General features: G+C 52.7%; 23 protein-coding genes. 12 read left to right on the top strand and 11 right to left on the bottom strand.

The features are described from left to right. The first annotated feature begins 47 nt into the window (after window positions 1-47). From RB298_RS28480 to RB298_RS28460, 5 genes are all read left to right on the top strand, one after another. Window positions 48-1001: an ABC transporter permease gene (locus RB298_RS28480; protein ID WP_015736422.1), complete on the top strand. Its 954-nt coding sequence runs from the start codon at window positions 48-50 to the stop codon at window positions 999-1001. Next, on the top strand, window positions 991-1938 hold the full coding sequence (locus tag RB298_RS28475; RefSeq protein WP_009589942.1) for an iron chelate uptake ABC transporter family permease subunit: 948 nt from the start codon (window positions 991-993) through the stop codon (window positions 1936-1938). Before RB298_RS28480 ends, RB298_RS28475 begins: the two co-directional genes overlap by 11 nt. After that, window positions 1935-2693, top strand: coding sequence for an iron ABC transporter ATP-binding protein (locus tag RB298_RS28470; protein WP_009589818.1), 759 nt, complete (start codon window positions 1935-1937; stop codon window positions 2691-2693). The genes RB298_RS28475 and RB298_RS28470 overlap by 4 nt, the downstream gene beginning before the upstream one ends. 205 nt (window positions 2694-2898) lie before the next feature. Further along, window positions 2899-3870, top strand: a complete 972-nt coding sequence (locus RB298_RS28465; protein ID WP_452516126.1) for a siderophore ABC transporter substrate-binding protein — start codon at window positions 2899-2901, stop codon at window positions 3868-3870. A 186-nt stretch (window positions 3871-4056) separates the two neighbouring features. Beyond that, complete coding sequence (locus RB298_RS28460) at window positions 4057-5481, top strand: NAD-dependent succinate-semialdehyde dehydrogenase (protein WP_486049697.1); 1425 nt, start codon at window positions 4057-4059, stop codon at window positions 5479-5481. A 169-nt stretch (window positions 5482-5650) separates the two neighbouring features. Here RB298_RS28460 and RB298_RS28455 read toward each other — a convergent pair whose 3' ends face one another. From RB298_RS28455 to RB298_RS28430, 6 genes are all read right to left on the bottom strand, one after another. Continuing rightward, window positions 5651-6613, bottom strand: coding sequence for a Gfo/Idh/MocA family protein (locus RB298_RS28455; protein WP_486049695.1), 963 nt, complete (start codon window positions 6611-6613; stop codon window positions 5651-5653). Window positions 6614-6808: 195 nt separating this feature from the next. Next, window positions 6809-7792 carry a Gfo/Idh/MocA family protein gene (locus tag RB298_RS28450; RefSeq protein ID WP_486049693.1) on the bottom strand — a complete coding sequence of 328 codons (984 nt, stop codon included), beginning with the start codon at window positions 7790-7792 and terminating at the stop codon, window positions 6809-6811. A 118-nt stretch (window positions 7793-7910) separates the two neighbouring features. Next, on the bottom strand, window positions 7911-8933 hold the full coding sequence (locus RB298_RS28445; protein WP_277746425.1) for a Gfo/Idh/MocA family protein: 1023 nt from the start codon (window positions 8931-8933) through the stop codon (window positions 7911-7913). A gap of 42 nt (window positions 8934-8975) precedes the next feature. After that, a complete protein-coding gene (locus tag RB298_RS28440) occupies window positions 8976-9812 on the bottom strand; it encodes a carbohydrate ABC transporter permease (protein WP_009589889.1) in 837 nt (278 codons plus the stop codon). A 16-nt stretch (window positions 9813-9828) separates the two neighbouring features. Beyond that, on the bottom strand, window positions 9829-10770 hold the full coding sequence (locus RB298_RS28435; RefSeq protein WP_096776754.1) for a carbohydrate ABC transporter permease: 942 nt from the start codon (window positions 10768-10770) through the stop codon (window positions 9829-9831). Between the two features lie 47 nt (window positions 10771-10817). After that, window positions 10818-12080 (bottom strand): ABC transporter substrate-binding protein, encoded by a 1263-nt coding sequence (locus RB298_RS28430; protein WP_015736414.1) that lies wholly within the window; start codon window positions 12078-12080, stop codon window positions 10818-10820. Window positions 12081-12511: 431 nt separating this feature from the next. Here RB298_RS28430 and RB298_RS28425 point away from each other — a divergent pair, with 431 nt between their 5' ends. From RB298_RS28425 to RB298_RS28410, 4 genes are all read left to right on the top strand, one after another. Beyond that, window positions 12512-13714, top strand: a complete 1203-nt coding sequence (locus RB298_RS28425; protein ID WP_486049792.1) for an ROK family transcriptional regulator — start codon at window positions 12512-12514, stop codon at window positions 13712-13714. Window positions 13715-13784: 70 nt separating this feature from the next. Continuing rightward, window positions 13785-15275: a glycerol kinase GlpK gene (gene glpK / locus RB298_RS28420; RefSeq protein ID WP_096776752.1), complete on the top strand. Its 1491-nt coding sequence runs from the start codon at window positions 13785-13787 to the stop codon at window positions 15273-15275. Window positions 15276-15462: 187 nt separating this feature from the next. Continuing rightward, window positions 15463-17193 carry a glycerol-3-phosphate dehydrogenase/oxidase gene (locus RB298_RS28415; protein ID WP_375120338.1) on the top strand — a complete coding sequence of 577 codons (1731 nt, stop codon included), beginning with the start codon at window positions 15463-15465 and terminating at the stop codon, window positions 17191-17193. 113 nt (window positions 17194-17306) lie between these two features. Next, on the top strand, window positions 17307-18299 hold the full coding sequence (locus tag RB298_RS28410) for an aldose 1-epimerase (protein ID WP_375120337.1): 993 nt from the start codon (window positions 17307-17309) through the stop codon (window positions 18297-18299). A gap of 98 nt (window positions 18300-18397) precedes the next feature. On the opposite strand, the gene RB298_RS28405 is transcribed toward RB298_RS28410, so the two are convergent. The 4 genes from RB298_RS28405 to RB298_RS28390 form a co-directional block, all read right to left on the bottom strand. Next, complete coding sequence (locus RB298_RS28405) at window positions 18398-19219, bottom strand: YwaF family protein (protein ID WP_096776749.1); 822 nt, start codon at window positions 19217-19219, stop codon at window positions 18398-18400. A 200-nt stretch (window positions 19220-19419) separates the two neighbouring features. Continuing rightward, the gene (locus RB298_RS28400; RefSeq protein WP_009590070.1) at window positions 19420-19764 is read right to left on the bottom strand and encodes a LytTR family transcriptional regulator DNA-binding domain-containing protein; all 345 of its coding nucleotides are present in this window, start codon (window positions 19762-19764) and stop codon (window positions 19420-19422) included. A 152-nt stretch (window positions 19765-19916) separates the two neighbouring features. Then, the gene (locus RB298_RS28395; protein WP_015736408.1) at window positions 19917-21089 is read right to left on the bottom strand and encodes a peptidyl-prolyl cis-trans isomerase; all 1173 of its coding nucleotides are present in this window, start codon (window positions 21087-21089) and stop codon (window positions 19917-19919) included. 131 nt (window positions 21090-21220) lie between these two features. Further along, window positions 21221-22291, bottom strand: coding sequence for a permease (locus RB298_RS28390; RefSeq protein ID WP_375120336.1), 1071 nt, complete (start codon window positions 22289-22291; stop codon window positions 21221-21223). Between the two features lie 296 nt (window positions 22292-22587). Here RB298_RS28390 and selD point away from each other — a divergent pair, with 296 nt between their 5' ends. Further along, window positions 22588-23640, top strand: a complete 1053-nt coding sequence (selD, locus tag RB298_RS28385; protein WP_277746420.1) for a selenide, water dikinase SelD — start codon at window positions 22588-22590, stop codon at window positions 23638-23640. A 45-nt stretch (window positions 23641-23685) separates the two neighbouring features. Continuing rightward, window positions 23686-24738, top strand: a complete 1053-nt coding sequence (gene mnmH / locus RB298_RS28380; RefSeq protein WP_096776746.1) for a tRNA 2-selenouridine(34) synthase MnmH — start codon at window positions 23686-23688, stop codon at window positions 24736-24738. 171 nt (window positions 24739-24909) lie between these two features. On the opposite strand, the gene RB298_RS28375 is transcribed toward mnmH, so the two are convergent. Next, window positions 24910-25554, bottom strand: coding sequence for an SDR family oxidoreductase (locus RB298_RS28375; RefSeq protein ID WP_486049790.1), 645 nt, complete (start codon window positions 25552-25554; stop codon window positions 24910-24912). Window positions 25555-25739: 185 nt separating this feature from the next. On the opposite strand from RB298_RS28375, the gene RB298_RS28370 reads away from it, so the two are divergent. After that, window positions 25740-26426, top strand: a complete 687-nt coding sequence (locus RB298_RS28370; RefSeq protein ID WP_192571239.1) for a phosphatase PAP2 family protein — start codon at window positions 25740-25742, stop codon at window positions 26424-26426. The last annotated feature ends 27 nt before the right edge of the window (window positions 26427-26453 follow it).

The following is a 26453-nucleotide window of genomic DNA, read 5'->3' as shown; positions in this document are numbered from 1 at the left end:
TGCTGACTGCCGGAGTTTCGACAGACATACGCATAGAAGGAAGAACCATGAAGATTAGATACTTATTCGCAGCCGTTGTGGTACTCTCCATAATCTCGTTATTTATTGGAGTTAAAGATATCTCGCCACTGGAACTGTTCTCGATGACAGAACAACAACAGCATATTATGCTTGTAAGCCGGATTCCACGGCTTGTCAGCCTCATCTTGGCTGGAGTCAGCATGAGTATCTGCGGATTGATCATGCAGCAGCTCAGCCGCAACAAGTTCGTATCGCCGACGACCGCGGGCACTATGGACTCCGCCAGATTGGGGATCTTGGTTGCCATGCTCGTCTTTACGACAAGCGGCCCGCTTATCAAAATGCTCGTGGCATTCGTATTCGCACTGGCAGGAACCTTTATCTTCATGAAGATACTGGATCGGATCAAGTTCAAGGACGCGATCTTCATCCCGCTGGTAGGGCTTATGTTCGGTAATATCGTCAGCTCGGTCGCGACCTTCTTTGCCTACAAATATGATCTTATACAGAATATGTCGGCTTGGCTGCAGGGCGATTTCTCCATGATCATGAAGGGCCAATATGAAATGCTGTATCTCAGTATCCCGCTTGTGATTCTGGCTTACCTGTTTGCCAACAAGTTTACGGTAGCCGGAATGGGAGAGGAATTCGCAACCAACCTGGGACTTCATTATCGGCGAGTCGTGAACCTGGGATTGGTCATCGTTGCGCTGGTTACGGCTTCCGTTGTGCTGACCGTCGGCGTGATTCCGTTCCTTGGTCTGATCATACCTAATATTGTTAGTCTGTACTTAGGGGACCACTTGAAAAAAAGCCTTTCGCATACCGCGCTGCTGGGGGCCGGGTTCGTACTGTTCTGTGACATCCTTGGCCGGATCATCATTTATCCCTATGAAATTCCGATTAGTCTGACCGTGGGCGTACTCGGAAGCGGTATATTCATTTTCTTACTGATGAGGAGAAAGGCTTATGACTTATAAAGCCAAACTCGGCCTGTTGGCCGCGGCGGCAATCATCCTGGTGGCAGTCTTTCTGTTCATTGATCTTGGCGGCAATTGGGATTACGCCCTTCCAAGACGAATCAAGAAGGTTCTTGCCATTATTCTGACCGGCGGGGCGATCGCTCTGTCTACCACGGTGTTTCAAACGGTCACGAATAACCGGATACTGACGCCAAGCGTGATGGGATTGGATTCCTTGTATATCCTGATCCAGACGACCGTGATCTTTGTCTTCGGCTCCTTCACGCTGTATAAACTGGGCAGCAATGTTAACTTTTTGATCAATGTCGGCGCGATGATCCTGTTCGCCGGGATCCTATATAAGATTTTGTTTCAGAGGGAAGGAAACAATATTTACTTCCTGCTGCTGATCGGCATGATATTTGGAACCCTGTTCTCCAGCATGTCTTCCTTTATGGAAGTGCTGATCGATCCGAACGAGTTCCAGTACGTGTCCGACAAGATGTTTGCCAGCTTCAACAATGTGAAGACCGAGCTTCTCATCCTGTCCGTCATTGTCGTTGCGCTGACCCTGCTGTATTTTGCCCGGTTTGCCAAGTACTTGAACGTGCTGTCGCTGGGTCGTGATCAGGCGATCAACCTTGGCGTAAACTATGATTACGTTGTGAAGAGGCTTCTGATCGTTGTCGCGGTTCTCATTTCGGTGGCCACCGCATTGGTAGGACCGATCACGTTCCTTGGACTGCTTGTGGTCAACGTCGCTTATGAATTCATGAAAACATACCGGCATTCACACTTAATCACGGCGTCCATTCTGATTAGCATTATCGCCTTGGTGGGCGGTCAACTGGTGGTAGAGCGGGTGTTTACGTTCTCTACTACGCTAAGCGTCATCATCAACTTCATCGGCGGCGTTTACTTCATATACCTGCTACTAAAGGAGAGTAAAGCATGATCCAGGTTACGAACGTATCGAAAGTCTATGGCGGCAAAAAGGTCGTTGATAACGTGTCGGTTACGATCCCGAAAGGTCAAATTACGTCCTTTATCGGCCCGAACGGCGCCGGTAAGAGTACTTTGCTGTCCATGATAAGCAGACTAACGGGCAAGGACAGCGGTCAAATTACGGTGGACGGCAAAGAGGTCAGCCAATGGAAAAGCGGGGACCTGGCGAAGAAGGTTTCGATTCTGAAGCAATCGAACCATATCAGCCTCCGCCTGACGGTGCGCGAGCTTGTATCCTTCGGGCGTTTTCCATACTCCCAAGGCCGATTGAACGCGGAAGACGAGAAATTCGTGGATGAAGCCATCTCCTATATGGAGCTTGAGGATATGCAGCATAAATATCTTCATCAGCTCAGCGGCGGTCAGACCCAGCGTGCTTATATCGCGATGGTCATCGCCCAGAACACGGAGTATATCCTGCTGGATGAACCTCTGAACAATCTGGACATGAAACACTCCGTACAGATTATGAAGATTCTCCGAAAGCTTGTCGCCGACCTGAACAAAACGATCGTGATCGTGATTCATGACATCAACTTCGCTTCCTTCTATTCGGATTACATCGTGGCATTGAAGGACGGAGCGATTGAAAGCGAAGGGAAAACCGAGAACATCATTCAGAGCAATGTTCTTCGGGGCATCTACGACATGGACATCGAGATCGAAGAGATTAACGACAATCGGGTGTGCGTATACTACGGTTAATCGATAAGCGGGATTCGAAAATATGATATGGACTCCGGGAGATGCTGATGAAGCGTGCGAGCTTCACTCCCTGCACAAGGACTAGGCCGCCTTGGTCAAAGGACGGCATAGTTTCCTCTGTTCAAATTGAATTACATATTCAACCATAAATTCAAATATATGTTGAATCATAAAGATTTTAAATATTAAAAATGGGGTGTTAGGAATGAAAAAATGGTTGGCTTTATTTATGGTAGCAATGTTCACGCTTGTGCTCGCGGCTTGTGGGCAGGACGCTAAAACTAGCGGTGCGGGTGGAGGCGACGCTGCGGGAGAAACGCCGCCTTCGTCCGAAGAAATCACGATTACCCATAAGCTGGGCGAAACGCCTGTCAAGAAAAATCCTTCCCGCGTCGTCGTATTCGATTTTGGCATTCTGGATTCCGTGGATAAATTGGGCGTTGAGGTATTGGGCGTTCCGCAAGCGAATATCCCGGCATACCTGTCCAAATTCGAAGACAAGAAATATGAGAATGTGGGCAGCCTGAAAGAGCCTGACTTTGAGAAAATCAACAGCATCGATCCGGATCTGATCATTATTTCCGGCAGACAGCAGGATGCATACGAGGAACTCAGCAAAATTGCCCCGACGATCTTCCTGGGCGTGGACACAAGCAAATACATGGAATCCTTCAAAGAGAACATGAATACGCTGGGTCAAATCTTCGGTAAAGAAGCCGAAGTTGAAAAAGAGCTTGCCACGATCGACGAAAACATCAAGGCTTTGAATGAGAAAGCTACTGCAACCGGCAAGAAAGCCCTGATCATTCTGGCGAACGAAGGCAAAATCAGCGCATACGGCCCAGGCTCCCGTTTCGGCATTCTGCATGACGTGTTCGGTTTCGGTGCCGTCGATCCTAACATTGAAGTGAGTACGCATGGTAAAGATATTTCCAATGAATACATCGTTGAGATGAACCCGGATTATCTCTTTGTTGTGGACCGCGGTGCAGCGGTAGCCACGGGTGAAGGAGAATCAGGCGCCAAAGCGGTTGTCGAGAACGAACTTGTCAACACAACCAATGCCGCGAAAGAGGGCAACATCGTGTATTTGAACCCTGACTTCTGGTATCTGTCCGGCGGCGGATTGACATCCGTATCCGAAATGATCACGGAAGTAGACGCAGCCGTTAAATAGACGGACGCTAAGCTATGAATATGGAAGCACTGGAGTTTCTTGACGAAGCTCCGGTGTTTTATTTTTTTGCATTAGGGTAAGTGGATATCGGATAATAGGCTGACAGACCCTAACGTTAAATAGATGTTAGTTAATCATGATATCGAATAATCGCAGCTTAGAAGAATCGATTAGGAGGTCATTCTTATGTTTCAAAATCAAATCTATATCGCGGGAAAATGGATTCAGACCGAGGAGCAGATGGATGTATATAACCCGGCGGACGGCACGGTTATCGGTACCGTATCCAAAGGCGGAAAGAAGGAAGCCCGGCTTGCCGTCGATGCGGCCGCCGATGCTTTTCCGGCATGGTCCCGCAGAACGGCGAACGAGCGGGGAGAGCTGCTGCGCCGCTGGCATGAGCTGATCGCGGAACATACGGACGAATTGGCAAGGATTATGACCACGGAGCAGGGGAAACCGCTGAAGGAAGCGGCGGGCGAAATTCAATATGCCAACAGTTTCGTGGCATGGTACGCGGAAGAAGGCAAGCGAATCTACGGCGAGACCATCCCCGGATCATCCAGCCGCCAGCGCATCATTGTAACGAAGCAGCCTGTTGGCGTCGTTGCCGCCATCACGCCATGGAATTTCCCGGCCTCCATGATTACACGTAAGGTAGCGCCGGCCTTGGCGGCGGGGTGCACCGTGGTGATCAAACCCTCCGGCGAGACGCCGTTCACGGCGATCAAGCTGGTGGAGCTAGCGGATCAAGCCGGCATTCCAGCCGGGGTCATTAACATCGTAACCGGGTCTTCAAGCGACATTTCCGGCGTGTGGCAAGAGGACTGCCGGGTTAGAAAGCTGTCTTTTACGGGATCCACCGAAGTAGGGAAACAGCTGATGGCCGGCGCGTCGGCCAACGTCAAGAAAATATCGCTGGAGCTTGGCGGCCATGCCCCGTTTATCGTGACCGATCAGGCGAACCTGGATCAAGCGGCTGCGGGATTGATTTCTTCCAAGTTCCGCAACGGGGGACAGACCTGCGTATGTGCCAACCGGGTTTATGTTCAGGCAGGGATCGCGGAGAAATTCGCTGCGAAGTTTACTGAGCTTGTCAAGCAATTGAAGGTGGGCAGCGGAATGGAGGAGGGGGTCGATATCGGTCCCTTGATTAATCGGGAAGCCGTGGATAAAGTCGTACGACAGATCAAGGATGCGAAAGAGAAAGGCGGCATCGTCTTGGCAGGCGGTCAAGCCCTGCCCGAGCTCGGCCGCAATTATGTGGAGCCCACGGTCATCATGAACGCTACGGACGACATGGAGTGCATGAACGAGGAGACCTTCGGCCCCCTTGCGCCGATTACCACTTTCGAAACGATAGACGAAGCCGTGCAGCGTGCCAATAACAGTCCGTATGGCTTGGCCGCCTATGTATTTACGCAAAATCTGGGTGAAGCGGTACGCATTGCCGAATCGTTGGATTACGGGATTGTAGGCGTGAATGATCCGGTGCCTTCGACAGCGCAAGCGCCGTTCGGCGGCTTTAAGGAGAGCGGGCTCGGCCGGGAAGGCGGACATTACGGAATGGAGGAGTTCCTGGAGGTAAAATACATTTCGCTTGGATTATAAGAGTGGAACCCGGCATCTTCACGCTCCCAGTGATAGCGCAAGCGGAAAGAAGCCTCTGACAGGGAAGCGGCAGCTTACTGCGCTGCATGAACAGAACGAAACTTGTTGTTAAACGAAAAGTAAAAGGGCGTCCTCAAAGTCTGCAGACCGCGAGAACGCCCTTATTGCATTATGGCTGAATCGTTACAGGTTGACCGGTCTCGACGGATTCATTGGCCGCCAGCGTCACTTCCAGCGTCTTGAAGCCGTCTTCGTAGGATGCCAGCACCAGGCTCGGGTCATTGCTCCGAATGGCGTCAATAAAGGCATTGGTAAGATTTTTGTAAAAGTCCGTCTTGCTGCGGTACACCACTTCCTTCTCCTTGTCTACGATGGAGAGCGTGGTTCCGTCCAGGACGACCCGGAAATCCCGGCCCATAATCTCGATGCCGCTGCGGTGATCGAACTGGATAAACCCGGTTTGCATATGGCCGACGGCTCCGGAATCCAGGACGAATTGGATGGCGCCCACATCCGGAATGTCCAGATCCGGGATGTCATTGACCAGCAGCAGTTTCATATCGGCATACAGGCGGGTGATGTCGCCGCACAGGTAACGGACCAAGTCCATGGTATGCGTGGATTGCTCAACCAGCTGCCCGCCGGACAATGCCTTTTTGCGCCACCATGGAGTCGGCACAGGCGTTGTGATGTAGTGGGCGCGGACCATGCCGATTTTTTTGTCCTTGAGAAAATCCTTGGCGATCGCCACCGTATCCAGGTACCGCAGGCAGTAACCGGAGGCGGCGATGATTCCGCTTTCAGCAATGACTTTGGCTTTATGGCGAACGGACTCGACGTCCAGTCCCAGCGGCTTCTCCACCATCAGGTGAATGCCCTTGGCAGCTGCCTGCTCTTCAATGTCGCCATGGCAGAAGGGCGGGATGCAGACATACAGCACATCGAGCGGCTCCTGCTCCAGCATCGTGCTGCCGTCCGTATAATAGGCCGCACCGTAAAGCTCGGCCTGCTGTTTGGCTAACGCTTCATTCGTATCGCATATCGCGGCCAGCTGGACATGTTCGTTCCCGTGAAGATTTTTAATGTGGACGGCGCCCATGCCGCCCGCTCCCATCACGCCTGCTTTAATCATAGATTGCTTCACTCCCGATCGTATAAATGTTGGCTCCAAGTTCCGGTAACTCGATTACTCACACGTGATTATAGCCCCGCCATCCATATTATTCAAGCATTCATTTGGGCCCGGATTCACGGATCCGCTATGAGAAAAAGCACAGAAGGCCTTCTCGTATACGACGAGAAAACGACTTCTGTGCCGGTTATCGAATCACAGCTCCGACATCGCGATCGTCCGCTTGTCCGCGGACGATCGGTAGGCGGCTACGGCCACGGCCAGCGCATGAAGCCCGTCCTCGCCGGTAACGGATGCCTCCGCGGCGCCGGAGGAGATGGCATCCACGAAATCCCTGATCAGGCTGGCATCCATGCTGTCACCCCAAGCCTGATGGCGGTATCCGGATTCATCGGTGTATACGTGCAGCTTCTGACTGGTGGCATTGACGCTAAGGGTCCCGGCGGAACCGACGATTTCCAAGGTGACGTCACCCCAGGTCGGGAACTCCTTGTTGCGGGACCAGCTGCAATCCAGCGTAGCAAATACGCCATTGTCGAATTCCATGGTCAGGATGCCGCTGTCATCAATCGGAGCTTCCGAGATGAGATGGTCGACCTCGGCGTACACTTCCTTGACCTCGGCACCGGTGATCCAGCGCATAATATCGGCGACGTGCACGGTATGGTCAATGACGGCTCCTCCGCCGGAGAGCTCCGGATCGATGAACCAACCGCCGGGATTGCGTCCGCGGTTGGTTCCCTTCATGGCCAGAATGCGGCCTAGTTTTCCCTCATCGATCATCTGCTTGGCCCGCACGACCGTCGTATTGTAACGCACCGGGAACGCCGTTTGCAGCAGCACGCCGTTTGCTTTGCAGGCATCAATCATGTCCTGTGCATCCTGTATGTTGGTCGAGAGCGGTTTTTCGCAGAGCACATGAACCCCGGCTGCAGCGGCGGCCAGCACGTGCTCCTTATGATGCGCGTTCTCGGACGTCACGATGATGCCGTCCAAGCCTTGGTCCAGCAGCTCGCGATAATCCCGATAATAGGCGGTTTCGAAATGCTCGGCGTATTTCCGGCCGCGCTCCTCTACAGGGTCGGCGATGCCGGCAAGCTCCACGCCTTCAATCCCGAGAAGGGCTTTGGCATAACTGAACGCATGCATATGCGCAAAGCTGATCACTCCCAATTTCATGGCTTTCTCTCCTTGTTTAGTGATATGAAAGTATATCCCGCAGAGGCTTGCCCTCCTTATCCAGCAACAAAATCTGCAGGATGCGGGCTCTCCAGATAATACATCGATCGCGTTTATTTCATGTCGAGGCGAGGGTAAGCGCAGCGTCCCCGACAACCACCGGCTCGCCTGCAGCCATGGAGGCTAGAGCGGCAAGTGCGATGCGAAGCGCTTCATATGCGTCTTCGGCGGAAACCAGCGGTTCGCTGCCGTCGCGGATGCACGACATAAAGTGTTCCAGTTCCCGGTAATAGGGACTTCGTTCAAGCGGACTTTCCGGAACGGCGACGCCGGGAATCGTCGCGGCACTGCTCCGCGATTTGAAGAGAAGCGGGCTGTCCTTGGCACTATCGTAGTCAATGATGCCGCTGGTGCCCGCCATCTCCAAATTCATGGAGAAGCCGTCATGGGCCCAGGTGCCCTCCACATGAGCGATGACGCCGCTGCGGAAGCGAAGGGTCACCAGCGAATAATCCAGCTGAGCCTGGAGGCGGCCGTTCAGCCCCTTGGCATAGACGCGCTCAACTTCTCCGAAGCACCAGCGCAGGTAATCAAAATCATGGATCATCGCATCCAGCGTAATGCCGCCGCTCGCTCCAAAATCGCTGTACCAATGGTTCCAGCCGATCGGATAACCGCCGCCGCGGCCAGCCCGGATGACGGCAGGCTTCCCGATGCTGCCTTGATCGAGCAGCGACTTGGCCTTCACGTATTCCGGGAAGAAGCGCAGCACATGACCGACAAACAAGCGTACGCCCTTATCACGGCAGTAGTTGATCATGAATCGCGCGTCTTCTTCGGTTCTTGCCAGCGGTTTCTCGCATATGACATGCTTGCCGATGTCCGCCGCTTTGACAACGTAGTCCTTGTGAAGCGGGGTTGGCAGGCAGACGTCGATGACATCAATCTGCCCTGCACCCAAATCCTCTACCGCGGCTTCGAACGAACGATAGGCGCCTGCTTCATATTCGTCCGCAAGCTGCCTCGCTTTCTCCAGCCGGATATCGGCGATGCCGGCAAGCTTCACTCCCGGCATCGAAGCATAGGCGGCGGCATGGGTTTTTCCCATGGCGCCTGCCCCAACGACTAACACGTGTAACATTTATCGTACACTCCTTTTTTACTTGGTGGGCTGATTCAGCCGTTATCCTTTGATCCCATTCATGGCTATGCCTTCAATGAAATACCGCTGAAGGAAGATGAACAGGATGATGATGGGAAGGGTGGCCATCAAGGCCCCGGCCATAAGCAGCGGATAATCGGTGGAATGCTGCCCCTGGAAGCTGGATATCCCGATCGAAAGGACGCGCATCTCCTCGGAGCTCGTCATAATGAGCGGCCACAGCAGATCGTTCCATGAAGCTAAGATGGTGAAAATCGCCAACGAGACGAGTGCGGCCTTGGATAACGGCAAGTAGATATTCCAGTAAATTCGGAAATAACTGCAGCCGTCGATTTTGGCAGCCTCCTCCAGATCCTTCGGCAGCGTCATGAAGAACTGTCTTAGCAAGAACGTGCCGAAGGCGCTGAATATGCCGGGTACGATGAGCACGTAAAACGTGTCGAGCCAGTTGAACTCGCGCATGATGACAAAGCTCGGAATCATAACGACTTGGGAAGGGACCATCAATACGGCCAGGAGGGCGAGAAAAATGGCATTCTTGAACGGGAACCTTAAGCTGGCGAATGCATAGGCTGCCAGCGAGCACAGAATGAGCTGGCCCGCGGTGCGACCCACCGTCACGATGACGGTGTTCAAATAATAAGTGCCGAAATCAATGGTTTGGATGACACGAAGGTAGTTGTCCGGATGCCATTCCACAGGCAGCCATTTCGGCGGAACGGACATGGAGTCGGCAAAGGACTTGAAGGATGTCGAGATCATCCACAGAAACGGCATGATCATGAGCAGCGCCCCGACGGCTAACAGGATGTGTACCGCCAGGCGGCTTGCTTTTTCAGCTTGGGTTGAAGTAGTCACGTCTACGCACCTCCTGTTATTGGTAATGGACCCAGCGCTTCTGAATGTACATCTGAATCATGGTGATGATCAGAATGACCACGAAGAGAATGAAGGCTTGCGCCGAAGCGTACCCCATGTTGAAGTATTTGAATCCGTCTTCCCAGATGCTGTATACCACCGTCCGGGTGGACTCGAGCATCGTGGTCTGCTGATCCATCATGATGAAGATCAGGTCGAACACCTGGAACGAATTGATGAAGGACATGACCAAAACAAAGAACAAACTGGGCGTGAGCAGAGGCAGCGTAATCCGGAAGAACTTATACAGCGTCCCCGCTCCGTCAAGCGAAGCCGCTTCATAGTAGCTGCCGGAGATGCCCTGCAGACCCGAGAGCAGAATGACGGCGTTATAACCGATGCTGCTCCACACGCTGACAAGCACGATGGAGAACAAGGCGAATTTCTCGTCAAACAGCCAGTTGGGCTGCGGCAGGTTCATGACGCCCAGAACATGGTTGATTAATCCGAATTCGGAATTGTACAACCATTTCCACACCATGCCGACCGCGATCGGCATGGTGATGACGGGAATGAAATAGAACGTGCGATAGAAGACCATACCCTTGATTTTCTGGTTCAGCAGCACCGCCAGCACCGTTGCCAGTGCAACGGATAACGGTACCGTACCGATGGTATACAGCGTCGTGTTCAGCATGGAGCCGGTGAATTTGTCGTCCTTCATCAAATTCGCGAAGTTATCGAGCCCGATGAATTGGGGGGCAGTCAATCCGTCCCAGGAAGTGAACGACAGAAACAGGGAGGCGGCGGAAGGTGCCATGTAGAACAGACCGAGGCCCAGCACGACAGGCAGAATGAAGATGTATCCCCACATGGCTTCGTGAAAGGCAAGTTTCCCGACCTTTCGCTTGGCCGTCGTTTCAGGAGGTTTCGTGGTCACAGTGATGGGAGAGCTCACAGGCTGCACCGTCCTTTCTTAGGTTCCGTATTGGAAGGGGCTGTTCGTTAATTGGTTTCCGTCGCAAGGATGGCATTCATCTGCTCACCGGCATTTTTCAACGCCTCTTCAAACGTTTTCTTGCCGAGGAAAGCGGCCTGGATTTCCTTCACTTCCGCGTCCTGCCACTCTGCGGTTTTTTGGGATACGGGATACGGGACGGCAAACTCCAGGCTGTCGACGAACACTTGCAGATCAAGCGAAGGAATGGATTTCAGCCATCCTCCCTCCGTGCCTTTGTAAGCAGGCATCGAGAAGCCCGAGTCGGCCAGCAATTCCTGTCCTTCCTTGCCGGATAGAATCTGTATCAATTCCCAGGACTCCTGCTCGACCTTGGTTTTGCCGTTGATGGCCCAGCTGAGCCCATGGACGATGGACGCCTTTTCCTTTCCGGCGGGCAGAACCGCGACGCCCAGCTTGTCGCCAAGCAGCTTGTGCAGTTCCGGAGAGTTGACGGAGATTCCCGGGAACATGGCGGCTTTGCCCGATCCGAACAGCTGGCGCGACTTGGTTTCAAGCTGCTGCTGCGCATTCGGAGAGTAGCCTTTTTCAATCAGGCTCTGCTGCCATTTGAATGCCGAAAGAGCTTCCGGCGTATCGTAACCGGACGTTTTTTTATCGTCGGATATCACGAATCCGCCGGCCTGGGCAATATAGTTGTAATAACCGATTTGACTGTCGATCGGCGTAATGTAGCCGTAGATTCCGTTCGATTTATCCGTCAGCTTGGCTGCGTTCTCTTCTACCGTTTCCCAGGTCCAGGTATCGTCCGGATAGGGCAGCCCGGCCTTGTCAAACAATTCTTTGTTGTAGAATAGTCCTACGGAATCCTGGAAGTAAGGAAGTCCGTGAAGCTTGCCTTGATAGGTATACATATCGACGAGCGCTTCGGTATAAACCGAGGTGTCGAGCCCGCTTTGCTCGATCAGGGGGGACAGGTCTTTGATCAGACCGGAGGAGGCATACGAGTGAAAGTTGGGTCCGTTCATCCAGTAGACGTCGGGACCGCTGTTGCCGGCGAGGCTGGTTTTCAGCTTGGTCCAATAATCCGCCCATGGGGTGTAGGTCACCTTCACCTGTACATTGGGGTGCTTCTCATTGAAAATTTTGATGGATTTGTCCAGCGTGTCCCGCACATTTTCGTCCCACAGGGCAACGTTGATGACCTTCTTGCCATTATCTCCTCCGGAGGCATTGCCGCCCCCGCAGGCGGACAGCAGGGCGGAGAACACGAACAGTACCGAAATCAGGACAGACATTCTTTTTTTCATCAAATAACCCTCCTTGAATTCACATGGTTTTTGATCAAGCGTTGATGGTCGTGTGGCTTGTTCGAAGTGAATCGATCCCCCAAAGCGCCCCCTTTGTGTTTGAGTATAAAAAGCGATAGTTATTCCAATTGTCGAAAAAAGTTAACATCCATATGCTATCTATCTTGACAGAATAACCAGCTTCTATTGCGAAAGATTATATAATTACCTTGTTTATTTTTCAAGATAGCGATTTCAAATCCTTTTAAATTCTTTTTTTCACAATATGAGAGAGTCATTATCAAATCTTACGCCGTATGTTATTTCGATAGATGGAATAAGTTTATATCCGCTTGTTGAAAATGTTATAGTGGTTCTAACCTCATTTTTCCGATACAGAAAGTCGCACTACAATGAAGAACCCATAGAAAGGTTGAACTTGCTTGAACAATATGAAAAAAGGCAATCACAAGCTGATCCAGGCGCTAAACCGGTCCAAGGTGCTGAACAAGATCCGTACGGAAGGCCCTATATCCAGAATCGAACTGGCCAAAAAAAACAAGCTGAGTCCCTCCACGGTGGCATCGGCCGTTCAAGAACTGATCAGGGAAGGCTACGTTTCGGAAATTGGAACAGGCTCCTCCAGCGGCGGTAGAAAACCCATACTGCTTAAATTCAATCCGGATAATCACTTCCTGTTAGCCGTAAGCATAACGAATTCGGTCATGATCCTGGCCCGGATGAATCTGGAGGCGAAGGTGCTCGCGAAGGAAACGCACCCTATAGCCGGACTCCAGGGAGAAGCGGTTATCGAACGGCTGCTGCAGCTGATGGATGATTTCATGGCAGGTCAAGAGGATCTGGAACGGTGCGTCGGTATTTCCATTAACGTCCCCGGCATTGTGAGCGACAGCCAGGGCGTCGTGCACTATAACACGAAACTGCGGATGACGAATGTTCCATTGAAACGGATATTTGAAAACCGCTACGGAATGCGGACCTGGGTTGAGAATGACATGAATTCCGTTGTGCTTGCCGAACGCCGGTTCGGCGATTACGCGTTCGCGAATCTGATCTATATATCCATCGGGGACGGGCTTGGTTCCGGTATATTGATTAACGATCATCTCCTAAGAGGCAAGCATGGCGGTGCCGGGGAGTTCGGGCATACGAGCGTGAATCGCAGCGGAATCCGCTGCGAATGCGGCAATGCAGGCTGCCTCGACAGCTATATCAGCTGGATTGCCGTGTATTCCCGCATTATTACGGCAATCGCAACGGGAAGGCCGACGCTGATCCAGGAGCTGAGCGGAGGGGATTACAGTAAAATTGTTCCGTCCGTATTCAAGGAAGCCCTTCGCAAGGGGGACAAGCTGGCAAGGGATCTGAATGAAGAAGTGGCCGAACACTTGGGGGCGGCCATCGTCAACCTGGTGAACATGTTTAATCCCGAGGCGTTGATATTAGGCGGGGATTTGGCGCATGGTAATCCGGAATTGCTGGACATGGTCAGCGCATATATCGACCGGCATGCGATGCCGATTCTGAAGGATGACATGGTTTTCGGCTTGGCTTCCCTGGGCGAGGAGGACAAGCTGATGGGTGCGGCTTCGGTCCTGCTGCAGGACCTGCTGGGCTTCTCTTTGATGGAATAATGGATTTGACAACGTTTCCATCTGCACGTTATCTTTGGTTAAATGCATAAGCAGAAAGGGGAGAAGATGCTTGGAGAAGTATATTCTGGCGCTTGACCAAGGAACGACAAGCTCGCGCGCGATCCTGTTTAACCGCGAAGGGCAAATCGTTCACTCCGCTCAAAGGGAATTTCCGCAGTATTTTCCGAAGCCCGGTTGGGTGGAGCAGAATGCCAACGAAATATGGGGCTCGATTCTGGCGGTCATTGCAACTTGCTTATCCGAAGCGGGCGTGAAGACGGAGCAGATTGCCGGCATCGGAATTACGAATCAGCGGGAGACCGCGGTGGTATGGGACCGCAAGAGCGGTGAACCGATCTATCCCGCCATCGTATGGCAATCTCGCCAGACGGCCGGCATATGCGAGGAGCTCATTGCAGCAGGCCATGACGCGACGGTTAGGGAGAAGACGGGACTTCTGATCGATCCCTATTTCTCGGGAACGAAGATCAAATGGATCCTCGATCATGTGGACGGTGCGCGCGAACGGGCCAAGCGAGGAGAGATTATATTCGGGACCATCGACACCTGGCTGATCTGGAAGCTGTCGGGCGGCCAGGTGCATGTAACCGATTATTCCAACGCATCGCGTACGATGCTCTATAACATCCACGAATTGAAATGGGATGAGGAGCTGCTGCAGCTGCTGGACATCCCCAAGGCCATGCTGCCTGAGGTCAGGCCGTCATCCGAAATATATTCCAATACGGCATCCTATCACTTCTTCGGGCGAGAGGTTCCGATTGCCGGAGCGGCCGGCGATCAGCAAGCGGCGCTGTTCGGCCAGACCTGCTTCTCCGAAGGCATGGTGAAGACGACCTACGGAACAGGCAGCTTTATGCTGATGAATACCGGCGATAAGCCGGTTCAATCCGAGCATGGGCTGATCACCACGATCGCCTGGGGCCTGGATGGCCGCGTACAATACGCGCTTGAGGGCAGCGTCTTCGTGGCGGGCTCCGCGATACAGTGGCTGCGCGACGGGCTTCGAATGTTCCGCGAAGCCAAGGACAGCGAGCCCTATGCAAGACGGGTCCAATCCACCGAAGGCGTCTATGTGGTGCCGGCTTTTGTCGGTCTTGGCAGTCCGTATTGGAACAGCGATGTGCGGGGGGCGGTCTTCGGCCTGACGCGAGGCACGTCGAAGGAGCATTTCATCCGTGCAACCCTCGAGTCGCTTGCATATCAAACGCGCGATGTGCTCTCCGTGATGGAAGAGGATTCGGGCTTTCATATCGAATCCCTGCGGGTGGATGGAGGAGCGGTGTCCAACACCTTTCTTATGGAATTCCAAAGCGACATCCTGAACGTCCCGGTGGAAGTGCCGGACATTACGGAGACAACGGCGCTCGGTGCAGCTTACCTGGCAGGGCTCGCAGTCGGCTTCTGGAAGGATCAGGAGGAGATATGCAGCAAGTGGAGCATGGGGCAAAGCTTCAAACCAACCATGGAGGAAAGCGCAAGGGAGCAATTATACAGCGGCTGGAAAAAAGCCGTTTATGCGGCAATGGCTTTTCATTAGCATTTTATATGGTATAATGATCAATAAGTGAATAGATGTCTGGAGACTTGGAGAGACCACTAGGCGCGGATACCTCATGTTATGGGGTTGTTACCGCGTGTTTCGTGGTCTCTTTTTTGCTGTCTTTTTTCATGGGAAAGGTAACGATAGATAAAAACAGGGTAAAGCATACTGGGAGGGATTCAATGTGGAGCAGTCACAGTCGTTTTCAAGTTTGGACCGCGGGCATCGATTTCAAAGAATAGCAGAGGACACCTACGATCTGATCGTGATCGGCGGCGGAATCACCGGAGCGGGGATTGCACTGGATGCGGTCACGCGCGGCATGTCGGTGCTGCTGGTGGAAATGCAGGATTTTGCCGCGGGAACGAGCAGCCGTTCCACCAAGCTGGTGCATGGCGGGCTGCGGTATTTGAAGCAGTTTGAAGTCGGCATGGTGGCGGAGGTAGGCAAAGAACGGGCCGTGGTGTACGAGAACGGGCCGCACGTAACGACCCCGGAATGGATGCTGCTGCCGATACACCAGGGCGGCACCTTCGGGAAGTTTAGCACCTCCATCGGTTTGATGGTGTATGATTTCCTGGCCGGCGTGAAGCGGGGAGAACGGCGATCCATGCTGTCCGCCTCCGAGACGTTAAAGCGGGAGCCGCTTCTGAAGCAGGAGGGCCTGAAGGGCGGCGGCTATTACGTGGAATACCGGACGGACGACGCCAGGCTGACGCTGGAGGTCATGAAGGAGGCGGCCGCCAGAGGGGCGGTTCTGTTTAACTACGCCAAGGCGGAGTCGCTGAATTATGATGCGAATGGGCGGATTACCGGGGTTACGGTACGGGATATGCTCGGCGGTGCTGTGAAGTCCGTCTCCGGCACCAAAATCGTAAATGCGGCCGGGCCTTGGGTGGACCAAGTGCGCGAAATGGATAAGTCCAGGAAGGGAAAAATGCTTCAGCTGACCAAAGGGGTTCATCTGGTCATCGACCAATCCAGGTTCCCGCTTCGCCAGGCGGTCTACTTCGATACGCCCGACGGCAGGATGGTGTTTGCCATTCCCCGGGACGGGAAAACCTATGTCGGCACAACCGACACGGTTTATAAGGCGGATCCCGTACGTCCCTTGATCACGGTGGAAGACCGGGATTATATTTTGAAGGCCATCCATTACATGTTTCCGGGCGTAAAGCTAAGTCCGGCAGACGTTGAATCGGGATGGGCCGGGGTCCGGCCCCTGATTCTGGAGGAAGGCAAGAGCCCGTCCGAAATTTCCCGAAAGGATGAAATTTGGGAATCCCCCTCCGGCCTGATCACCATTGCGGGAGGGAAGCTGACCGGGTATCGGAAAATGGCGGACACCGTCGTTGACCTGGTAGCGAAACGGATTCAAGAAAGCGGCGGGAAGGCTTATGGCGCCAGCGTAACGAAAAATCTGCCGATTTCCGGCGGTCAGGTTGGCGGTTCCAGCCAATTCCCGGATTTTGTCCGCAAGCAGACGGAGATCGGCGCGGCGCAAGGAATTGACCGTAAGCTTGCCGAGCACTGGGCGCGAATGTACGGCTCAAACGCAGCGGAATTGTTCCGCTTGGCCAAGGAAGGCTCCGATCAGGCGGAGGCATCGGCGCTTCCGGTGTCGGTATTGGTTCCGCTGATGTATGCCATTGAGCATGAGATGGCATCGAAGCCGGCCGACTTTTTTATCCGCCGCACGGGGTCTCTCTTGTTTCAAATCGACTGGACGAGAAAATGGAAGGTGCCCGTGATCAATTATATGGCTACCGTACTGGGCTGGAGCGAACAGCAGAGAACCGAGTACACCAGGGAACTGGATGAGGAGCTGGCTTCGGCCGCGCAGCCGGCCGCTAACGAACCGCCGGCCCAGGCACCGATTCCGCCAAACGCTTCAAAGGCCAAACTTTCGTCTTAACCGGCCGGCCGTGAGAGGGGGGATGGGTCAGCCCATCTACCCCGAACATATAGAAGTAAGGGCACTGGTATGATAATCTATATACGTTCACACTTGAGAGGAGAGATCACCCGATGAACCACAAAGCGTATGAAGGATCGTATCAGGGAGAGCGTGCGGTTTGGCTCCAGCATGGCCCTTATGAAGCGGCGATATTGCCTGAAATCGGAGGCAATCTCATCGCTTTCAGGGATAACGTAAGCGGTTACCGGTTCCTGCGCGAGCCGGAAGAGAACGAAATGGAAGCGTTCAAAGCCAGTCCGGGCGTTCACGGCATTCCTGTTCTGTTTCCGCCTAACCGATATGAGGACGGACGGTTTCCTTGGAACGGACAAACCTATCAATTCCCGGTAAATGAAGTAGAGACGGGCAATCACCTCCATGGTTTTTTACATACGACCCCTTGGAGTGTCGAGGATTATGGCAGCAGCGAGACCGAGAGTTATGTGGTGGTCTCCGTCACGGTTGACGAGCATCATCCGATGTACGCCATGCTTCCGCATCGCTTCACCTTCCGGCTTCGCTACACGCTGAATCAGGACGGCTTGGCCCAGCATGTGTTTATACGGAATCAGGGTACCAGCAGCATGCCGTGCCTGCTAGCCTTCCATACGGCGATCAATGCTCCCTTTGCCCCGGAAAGCACGGCGGATGATTGCGTCGTGAGAATCACCATTGGCGAGCGGTGGGAGATGAGCGACCGGATGCTGCCGACCGGCAAGTTCCAAGCGCTGACGGCAGAGGAAAAGCTGCTTCGCACGAGCGGCGTGAATCCCTATTTCGATTCGATGGACAACCATTATACGGCCGTTCCGCAAAACGGCAGAAACCGCATGGAGCTGACGGATACCAAGCTAGGCAAAACATTCGTTTACGATGTCGGCAACTCGTATAAGCAGTGGATGGTATGGAACAGCAAAGCGTCCCGCAAATTTTTCTGTCCTGAACCGCAGATCAACCTGGTTAATGCACCGAACACGGACTTGCCTGCGGACGAGATCGGTTTGTTCGGTTTGGCGCCGGGCGAGATTTGGGAGGCAAGCTCCCGTTTGTATCTTAAGAATTAGGGGAAGGACCCCTTCCTTAAAAAAGCGTATGGATGGAAGCACCCGAAACGACAGGGGTGTTAACGATCCATACGCTTTATGTTTGTATGATGCCTTGTTCAACCGCCTGTCGAAGACAAGGAAGCCCGCTCGTGTTTGCGTCGGCGGCTGCGCCTCATCCGATCCGGGATGACGAAGAAGGCGAGATGCATGAGGATAAACAGCGATAGCGCGATAAGTTCTTCTACAACAATATAAACGGGATGCGGCCCCAGCAGATCGAGCAGCGAAGCCGTATCCGGCTTGCGCATCAGGAACATATAGTTCGAACCGACAGCGAGGTTGACCAGACCGACTAAAAGTGCGGACACGTTAAGAAAGACCATCGTCCAGGCGATGGATTTCCAGGTGGGACGGTACCCCCGAACCCATGTCATATACAATGCCGTCATGATGATCGCGATATGGACAACAAAGAAATGAAAGAACCGGAAGTGCGGAAAAGGGTATCCCAAATTAGGGGTTAATACAGCTTGCAGGGCTCCCCCGATTCCCGCAAAGTAAACCAGCGGGTATAAGCGGCGTTTATCCGTAAGCAGGATGGCGATGGAGAGGAACAGGGTCAGACTGCACAACTCCAAGGGAAGCGAAGTGGCTGGATCCCATATTCCCGTTGACACATACCAGACATGAAGGGAAGCTTCTGGCAACGCAAGGGCAGCGAGCAGGCCCCATCTTACGGTCTTTTGCAGAGAAGGCTTGGAGGCGATGGCAGTCCTGAACAGGTACAGCAGCAGGCCAAGGATGATGCATATGCCAATGGCTATCCAATGTTCAACGGAAAAGGCAGCAAACGCTTCCGGGTATTGCGGATCAAAATAGGATTCGATGCATGACCACTCCTTTTTGAATGTACATAAGATTTTATTCGATATTACCATAATGTGGGTTGTTCATATATACCCGAAGCGCGTTGGGGAAGGAAATCGTCCGCGTCGCTAACGTATCTATGTAGAACAGACGCCAAGAACAAAAAGGCTGCTAAAATCATGCCAACGCAAGAAGATCCCGCCTCCGAATGTAACGGATACGGGATCTTCTCTTGTCCTGCGCCAGATTCAAGGTATACGCCGCTGCTCGCTCAAACCGGCTGTTTGACTTCAGCAACCAGGCGCTTCAGCGATTCCTGCTTCCATCTGGGAATGCGAAGATGTTTAGCGGAAGGCGCCTTTTCCCCGAAATAAACGATGCCTTGCTCTACCGTAGTTATTTTGTCTACGTTGACGTAGCAGTTGCCGCCGACATGATAGAACTGTTTACCGGACAGCAGGGATGCGATTTTTTCGGCAGTCATTCTCTTTTTAATATTATAGTTCCTGCCGTGAAAGCTGACCAAACCGTGCGATCCGGTTTTAAAGAACAGAATGTCTGTCTCCACCACGAAGTCCTCATACATGTTGCGGGATTCCGATACGTGCTTCATCATTCTGCTTCCCCCTTTTCCAAGATCAACATTTGATAACGCTTACATTCTAACATGTTTTGCTTGGGGTTTAAAGAACTTTTTATTTTGCATGAAAAAAAAGCCCCGTACCGCGAGGGTAGGGGCTTTGCCTGGTGTTCAAGGCGCAGCAGGTGTTAAGGTGTCTCTGTAGCATCAGCCGGTGCTTCTGCTGGAGCTTCAGCAGGAGCTTCTTCCAGGGTATTCGTGATGGTAGCTTTATCCTTCAGCTCTTGAATATAGGCTGTGGATTCGGCATAGACCTTCTGGTTCTCAAGCTGGCTGCGGATTTCTTCCTTCTTGTCTTCCAAGGTAGGATTCGTTGCTTCCTTACGATCGGTAACCTTGATGATGTGGTATCCGAAGGAGCTCTTCACCGGTTCGCTGATTTCATCTTTCTTCAGTTTGAACGCCGCTTCTTCAAATGCGGGGTCCATTTCGCCGCGTCCGAAGAAATTCAGGTCGCCGCCGGTATCCTTGGTTGCATCCTGGTTTTTCTCTTTAGCAATCGTTGCGAAGTCAGCGCCTTCCTTCAGCTGCTTCACGATGGCTTCGGCTTCTTCCTTGGTCTCAACGAGGATGTGGGAAGCGCGAACCTGCTCAGGCGTTGCGAAGCTTTCTTTGTTTTGGTCATACACTTCTTTGACTTCTTCGTCGGTTACCTTGATTTTGTCGGCCATCAGCTTTTTAAGCTCAACCTGGGTTTTGGTCTGCTCCTTCAGGTTGTCGAGCGTCATGCCGTTTTGCTGCAGAGCCATATTGAATTGTTCCTCGGAAGGGAAGGAGGCCTTCAGCGCATCCACTTCTTTATTCACATCGGCATCGGTCACCGTAATGGACTTGTTCTTCAGTTCCTGCTGGATCAATTCCTCTGTGATCATGGAATTCAGCGTTTGTTTGCCACCTACGCTGACAAGCTCATCGTACAGATTATCCTTGGTAATGTTAACGTCGTTGACTTTAGCTATAGCTTCATTGCCGGATCCCTTGGCAAACGGAGGTACGATCAGGACGACGATTAAGGCAGCCGCCAAAACCAGCGACGCGATCATCCAGCCTTTGCTTCCGTTGCCGCCGCCATCTGCAGGTGGCTGTTCATCGTAATGCGGTTGATCTCCCGAATGCATAACGGCTGGGTGTTCGTTCTCATCCTTGTACAGCTCGTCGGACTCCGGATAGGTGGAATCTATTCTTTCTTCTTCATGGGGCAAGCCGCCTTGATCTTGTTGGTTATTCTCTTTCTCTTGGGCTTGTCCCTGATCATCCTCGGGCTGTCCCGGATGGTTTGGCTGCAAATCGTTATCTTTCATGTAATGATTGACTCCCTTCGACTGCATATAATAATGAGTTGTTCATTCTTTTATCACTTTACCAGATAAGCCTATGGTTTACCTTAAGAAAAAATAAAAATTGAAAATATAAACGGAAAAGTGGTTCCTGCCTACAGAATCAGCATTCCCGCCACGCCGCAAAGAATCCCAAGCAGGACGACGGAGGCAGTAACAAACCACAAAACTCTTTTAGGGAATGAACGCCTCACCATAAGCAGAGACGGAAGACTGACAGCCGGCAGCGTCAGAAGCAGCGCCGCGGCCGGACCCGCCCCCAGGCCCGCTGCCATAAAGGCCTGGATGATCGGGATTTCCGCCGCGGTCGGAATGACGAACAGCATTCCCATCACGGAGAAGAAGATGACGGCCAAGAGCGTGTTCCCCGCTGCCGCTCCCAAATGCGGGAACATCCATGCCTGCATGGCCCCAAGGAGCAGAACGGCTATAAAGTAAGCCGGGACCACCCGAACCAGCATCTGCCCGATACTGGTTAACCAGCGTTTCCACAGCGGACGCTCATCGGTTTGATCCGTGCTCTGAGGCGCATCGATCTCCACGGGATCCGCTTCCTTGGCGAAGCGGTTTGCCAGGTAGCTGACGCCGAAGGTTAGCAGGATGCCGAAGATCAATCGCAGCATGGTGAATTTCCATGATAAAACAAACGTCATGAAGACGAGCGTTGCCGGATTGATGGTTGGATTGCCGATCCAGAACGCGAGAGCAGAGCCGACCGACACCTTTTTCTTGCGCAGACCGATCGCGATCGGTGCGGCGCAGCAGGAGCACATCATGCCCGGAATGGAGGCGATTCCTCCTATCGCCGTGCTGCCGAAGGTCGTTTTGCCAAGGACCCGAAGCAGCCATTGGGATGGCAGCAGCGACTGGACCAGAGTCCCGAGCAGAATGCCGAGCACCGCCGCTTTCCAAACCGCTTTAAAATAGGTGAGCGCATAATTCCAGGCTGCCTGCCAAGAAGGGGCGGCATCGGCCGGATCCATGCCTAATATGGAAGAGCCGATGCTGTGTTCCATAATAGCTTTGAGCGCTTTATCGTAGTAAGGCCACCACTTCACATAGGTAAGGCCTGTTGCTGCTATGATGATGAAGATGGTGATGAGCCAGACGGTTCTTCTGCGATCCGTATGATTCAAGGCCCTTCCACCGTCGCTTGAGTGATTCATAATCTGTACTCCCCCGATGTATCGTGAAATTATTTACATATCCAATCAAATAGTATATCACATTGCCGGCACATTGCAGAAAGATATTCCCGGTAATTGCAAGAAATAGGAAGACCGTTAGACTTGAAGCAGCCGATTCCATATAATATAGATATTGTGTGCTTGAACAAGTGTTAGCTAAACGGATGAATATCAGATGATCCCCGGTGTAGATGAGACGTTATTCAAGCATCCACGCCGGGGTTGTTGCATGTGCTTTGCCTAAAATCACTCTTAAGACGAAGGGAAGATCCGTGATGAGTCAATCGGACAAAATAAAACTAACCTCGTATTCCTCCAAAGGTGGCTGCGGCTGCAAGATCGGACCTGCCGATCTGGCGCAGGTCATCCGCAAGCTTCCGCAAGCCGAGCCGAATCCTAATTTATTGGTTGGTCTGGATACCAGCGATGATGCGGGCGTATACCGTCTCACGGATGATCTGGCCATGGTGCAGACCGTCGATTTCTTTACGCCGATCGTGGATGACCCTTATGATTTCGGTCAGGTGGCCGCGGCGAATGCCATCAGCGATATCTATGCCATGGGCGGCAAACCGCTGACCGCCTTGAATATCGTAGCATTCCCGATATCGACGCTGGACAAGCAGGTCTTGACGGATATTTTGAGAGGTGCAGGAGATAAATTGAAGGAAGCGGGGGTTACCCTGGTTGGCGGACACTCCATCGATGACAAAGAGCCGAAGTTCGGCCTTGCCGTAACGGGGACCGTTCACCCGGACCGGGTAAGAACCAATGCCGGAGCCAAGCCGGGCGATGCCTTGATTCTGACGAAGCCGATTGGCGTGGGCATCCTGACGAGCTCCATTAAGAAGGATCTGTTAACTGAAGATGAGATTCGCCGCGTTACTGCCGTCATGGCGGCACTGAACAAAACGGCTGCCGAGACGATGGAGCCTTACGATGTGCATGCCTGCACCGACGTGACGGGGTTCGGTCTCCTTGGCCATGCGCTCGAAATGGCCAAAGGCAGCGGCACGGGCATCCGGATTTCAAAGCCTTCCGTTCCCGTTCTGGAACGGGTTCGGGAAATGGCCGACGGGGGCGTCATTCCGGGCGGCACCAAAAACAATTATGAACACGTGAAAGACGACGTGGATTTCCCGGATGGCATGGACCAGATCGATAAATGGATATTGTGCGATGCCGTGACGTCAGGGGGACTCCTCATTGCCGTTGACGGCTCGCAGGCCGAACCATTACTGGCAGAGCTTCGCCAAGCCGGGCTGGAAGCCGGCAGAATCGGAGAAGTCGTACATGACCATCCGAATCGCATTGTCGTTGAGGCGTAACATGAGCCGGGTTTTGTTTGTGTAACCATAAAGGAGCGAACAGACATGTTTCAAGACATCACCGTAAAAGAATTATTGGAACTGCAAAACAGCAAGAAGATTACTTTGATTGATGTCCGTTCCCCTTCGGAATACAAGGACTCCACCATTCCGGGGAGTCTGAACATTCCGGTCTTCAATGATGAAGAACGGGCGGAGATCGGGACGATTTACAAGCAGGTGAGCGTGGATGCGGCCAAAGAGCGGGGGCTCGCCATCATGTCGGCCAAGCTACCCAGCTTCGTGAAGCAGTTCAAAGAGATCGAAGGAGATAAGGCGGTCTATTGCTGGCGCGGCGGCATGCGCAGCCGAACGGCTGCAACGGTGCTGTCCCTGATGGATATCCATGTCAATCGGATTACGGGCGGGATTAAGGCTTACCGGAAGTATGTGCTGGATACGCTTGAGCAGAAGAGTCTGGATGCGGAAGCGTTTGTCCTTCACGGATTGACGGGTACGGGCAAGACGGCAGTGCTAAGGCAGCTTCAGCAGGAAGGCTACCCCGTCGTGGACCTGGAAGGGCTCGCAGGCCACCGCGGCTCGATCTTCGGGCATATCGGACTGCCGTCCAACAATCAGAAGACTTTCGATGCGGAGTTGGTTGAACGGCTGAAGCAATTGGAAAATTCGCCTTATTTGTTATTTGAGGCCGAGAGCAAACGGATCGGCAAAATCGTCGTTCCCGATTTCCTGATGAAGAAGAAGGAGTCGGGGGCAGCCATCGTGTTGGAATTGCCGATGGCGGAGCGTGTTCGCCAGATACTGGAGGATTACAACCCTGCGGCTTATAAAGAGCAATATTTGGCGGCCTTTCAATTAATCAAGAACCGAATCCACACTCCGATCGCCGCGGAAATTGGCAAGTCTTTGGAGGAGGGAAGGTATGCTCAGGGAATACAGCTGCTGCTTGAGCATTATTATGATCCCAAATATAATTACTCCTTCAGTCAATATGAGGACAACGCTCCTATCGTTGTGGCGGTAGATCGGGTAGAAGAAGCGGTGGATGCCGTAAAAGACATACTGCGAAGCCGAATGCTGCACAAGACAGGCGCGTAAATGCCAGGATCGGTTGAGTGCGTAACGAGAAGGAGTTCCACTATGTCTTCTCTTTATTTTGCGATCCGGTCCTGATTCGAATAGAACGATAGATCGCCCCTTAAGCATTAGCAGATACGAAGGTATCGCTTTTGCTTGAGGGGCGATTTTGCTTTTGAATATGAAATGCTCTTAGAGTGACGATAGAGCTTCCGAGATAGGCGTTTCGCCTGAAATCAGGTCGAAGGAACGCCGGAAGGTATGTTCTTCGTCCAGCGCCAACAAGATCGTTTTCGCCACATCCTCGCGCGGAATCGAGCCGCCCTTGATATTCTCCGCAGCCGTAATGCGGCCGGTACCAGGCTCATTCAAAAGTCCTCCCGGACGAATGATCGTATAGGAGAGGCTGCTGTGACGAAGCATTCGATCCGCGTAATGCTTGGCGGCATAATACGGTTTGATGTCCCCGTTCCAAGATTCTCGATGATGGGCCCCAATCGCGCTAACCATCACGAAGCGCGGGACCTTCGCCTCTTCGGCAGCTTCCACCATCTTGACGGCTCCGTCCAGATCGATCAGCAGCGTTTTGTCGTATCCGGTTGCTCCGCCAGAACCAGCCGTGAATACCACTGTCTGGCAATCTCGTGCTGCTTCCGCCAGTTCCTTGACCGATCCTTCCAAATTCGCGATAACGCACTCTATTCCCGCTTCTCGATAATAGGCTGCCTGCTCCTCCCTCCGAACCATGGCTTTTACGCTATAGGCATCATGCTCATGCAGGAGAAACGTAAGCTGTTTGCCAATCTGGCCGTTCGCGCCGGCCACTAGGACCTTCATCATGACATGCTCCTTTTCTTTTGGGTATATATTCTCGTAAAGAGTAATCCCTGCGATTTTGACATAGACTACGGGATATTTGTCATGTAATCCCTTTGGGACTTTCCTTTATGACAGGAAAATGATATTATCTTGTTTTCACCAAATCGCACGGTTTCGAACCAAGGTCAAAGGAGAACAGAGAGTTGAGCGGAGAGAAGATATACCCTGCTTCAGGAAGACAACGCTGGATATTCCTCATATCGATGATCAGCTTCATCGGCTTTGTCATTCTGGCGGCGCTGGTAAAGCGGGAAAGCCTGGCAGCGCTTGATTTGGCGATCATTACGACGGTACAAGCCCTTGAACATCCGCTGCTTACGGATATTGCCATCGGGCTGTCATTCATAGGCTCCATCGGACCGGTGATCGTGTTAAGCCTGATCGTGATCGCCGTGCTATATTGGATTCTGGGCCACCGCAAGGAGATTCTTCTCCTTATTGTGGTCGTCTTCGGTTCATCTATTCTGAATTTATTATTAAAATGGGTGTTTCAACGTGCAAGGCCGGACATCAACCGCCTGATCGAAATAACGGGATACAGCTATCCCAGCGGCCATTCGATGGGAGCCTTCTCGTTCTACAGCGTGCTCGCTTACTTGTTGTGGAGACATATTGACAGCAGAGCGGGGAGAGGGACGTTGATTGCCGTTTCCATCGCGATGATTCTAAGCATCGGACTTAGTCGGATCTATCTCGGCGTCCATTACCCGAGCGACATCGTTGGCGGATACCTGGCTTCTTGCGCTTGGCTTGGGTTCATGATCCGATCTTACGAGAAAAGGATGGGGAAGCGGGCCAACCCGGATGATGTCAATGAAGAGACTGCATAACATTGGAAGCGTAAGGGTAATTCATGT

Source organism: Priestia sp. BR_2 (assembly GCF_041954005.1).
In the GTDB taxonomy this organism is placed as follows: Bacteria; Bacillota; Bacilli; order Paenibacillales; family Paenibacillaceae; genus Paenibacillus_AQ; species Paenibacillus_AQ lautus_A.
This window is presented reverse-complemented; position numbering and strand designations above follow the sequence as displayed.

What these genes read in the sequence shown, in the direction of transcription:
- RB298_RS28395 (WP_015736408.1), bottom strand. Translation starts at nt 21,089, where the DNA reads ATGAAAGATAACGATTTGCAGCCAAACCATCCGGGACAGCCCGAGGAT.
- RB298_RS28390 (WP_375120336.1), bottom strand. Translation starts at nt 22,291, where the DNA reads ATGAATCACTCAAGCGACGGTGGAAGGGCCTTGAATCATACGGATCGC.
- selD (WP_277746420.1), top strand. Translation starts at nt 22,588, where the DNA reads ATGAGTCAATCGGACAAAATAAAACTAACCTCGTATTCCTCCAAAGGT.
- RB298_RS28430 (WP_015736414.1), bottom strand. Translation starts at nt 12,080, where the DNA reads ATGAAAAAAAGAATGTCTGTCCTGATTTCGGTACTGTTCGTGTTCTCC.
- mnmH (WP_096776746.1), top strand. Translation starts at nt 23,686, where the DNA reads ATGTTTCAAGACATCACCGTAAAAGAATTATTGGAACTGCAAAACAGC.
- RB298_RS28480 (WP_015736422.1), top strand. Translation starts at nt 48, where the DNA reads ATGAAGATTAGATACTTATTCGCAGCCGTTGTGGTACTCTCCATAATC.
- RB298_RS28470 (WP_009589818.1), top strand. Translation starts at nt 1,935, where the DNA reads ATGATCCAGGTTACGAACGTATCGAAAGTCTATGGCGGCAAAAAGGTC.
- RB298_RS28455 (WP_486049695.1), bottom strand. Translation starts at nt 6,613, where the DNA reads ATGATTAAAGCAGGCGTGATGGGAGCGGGCGGCATGGGCGCCGTCCAC.
- RB298_RS28375 (WP_486049790.1), bottom strand. Translation starts at nt 25,554, where the DNA reads ATGAAGGTCCTAGTGGCCGGCGCGAACGGCCAGATTGGCAAACAGCTT.
- RB298_RS28400 (WP_009590070.1), bottom strand. Translation starts at nt 19,764, where the DNA reads ATGATGAAGCACGTATCGGAATCCCGCAACATGTATGAGGACTTCGTG.
- RB298_RS28450 (WP_486049693.1), bottom strand. Translation starts at nt 7,792, where the DNA reads ATGAAATTGGGAGTGATCAGCTTTGCGCATATGCATGCGTTCAGTTAT.
- RB298_RS28465 (WP_452516126.1), top strand. Translation starts at nt 2,899, where the DNA reads ATGAAAAAATGGTTGGCTTTATTTATGGTAGCAATGTTCACGCTTGTG.
- RB298_RS28445 (WP_277746425.1), bottom strand. Translation starts at nt 8,933, where the DNA reads ATGTTACACGTGTTAGTCGTTGGGGCAGGCGCCATGGGAAAAACCCAT.
- RB298_RS28475 (WP_009589942.1), top strand. Translation starts at nt 991, where the DNA reads ATGACTTATAAAGCCAAACTCGGCCTGTTGGCCGCGGCGGCAATCATC.
- RB298_RS28410 (WP_375120337.1), top strand. Translation starts at nt 17,307, where the DNA reads ATGAACCACAAAGCGTATGAAGGATCGTATCAGGGAGAGCGTGCGGTT.
- RB298_RS28425 (WP_486049792.1), top strand. Translation starts at nt 12,512, where the DNA reads ATGAAAAAAGGCAATCACAAGCTGATCCAGGCGCTAAACCGGTCCAAG.
- RB298_RS28460 (WP_486049697.1), top strand. Translation starts at nt 4,057, where the DNA reads ATGTTTCAAAATCAAATCTATATCGCGGGAAAATGGATTCAGACCGAG.
- RB298_RS28405 (WP_096776749.1), bottom strand. Translation starts at nt 19,219, where the DNA reads ATGGTAATATCGAATAAAATCTTATGTACATTCAAAAAGGAGTGGTCA.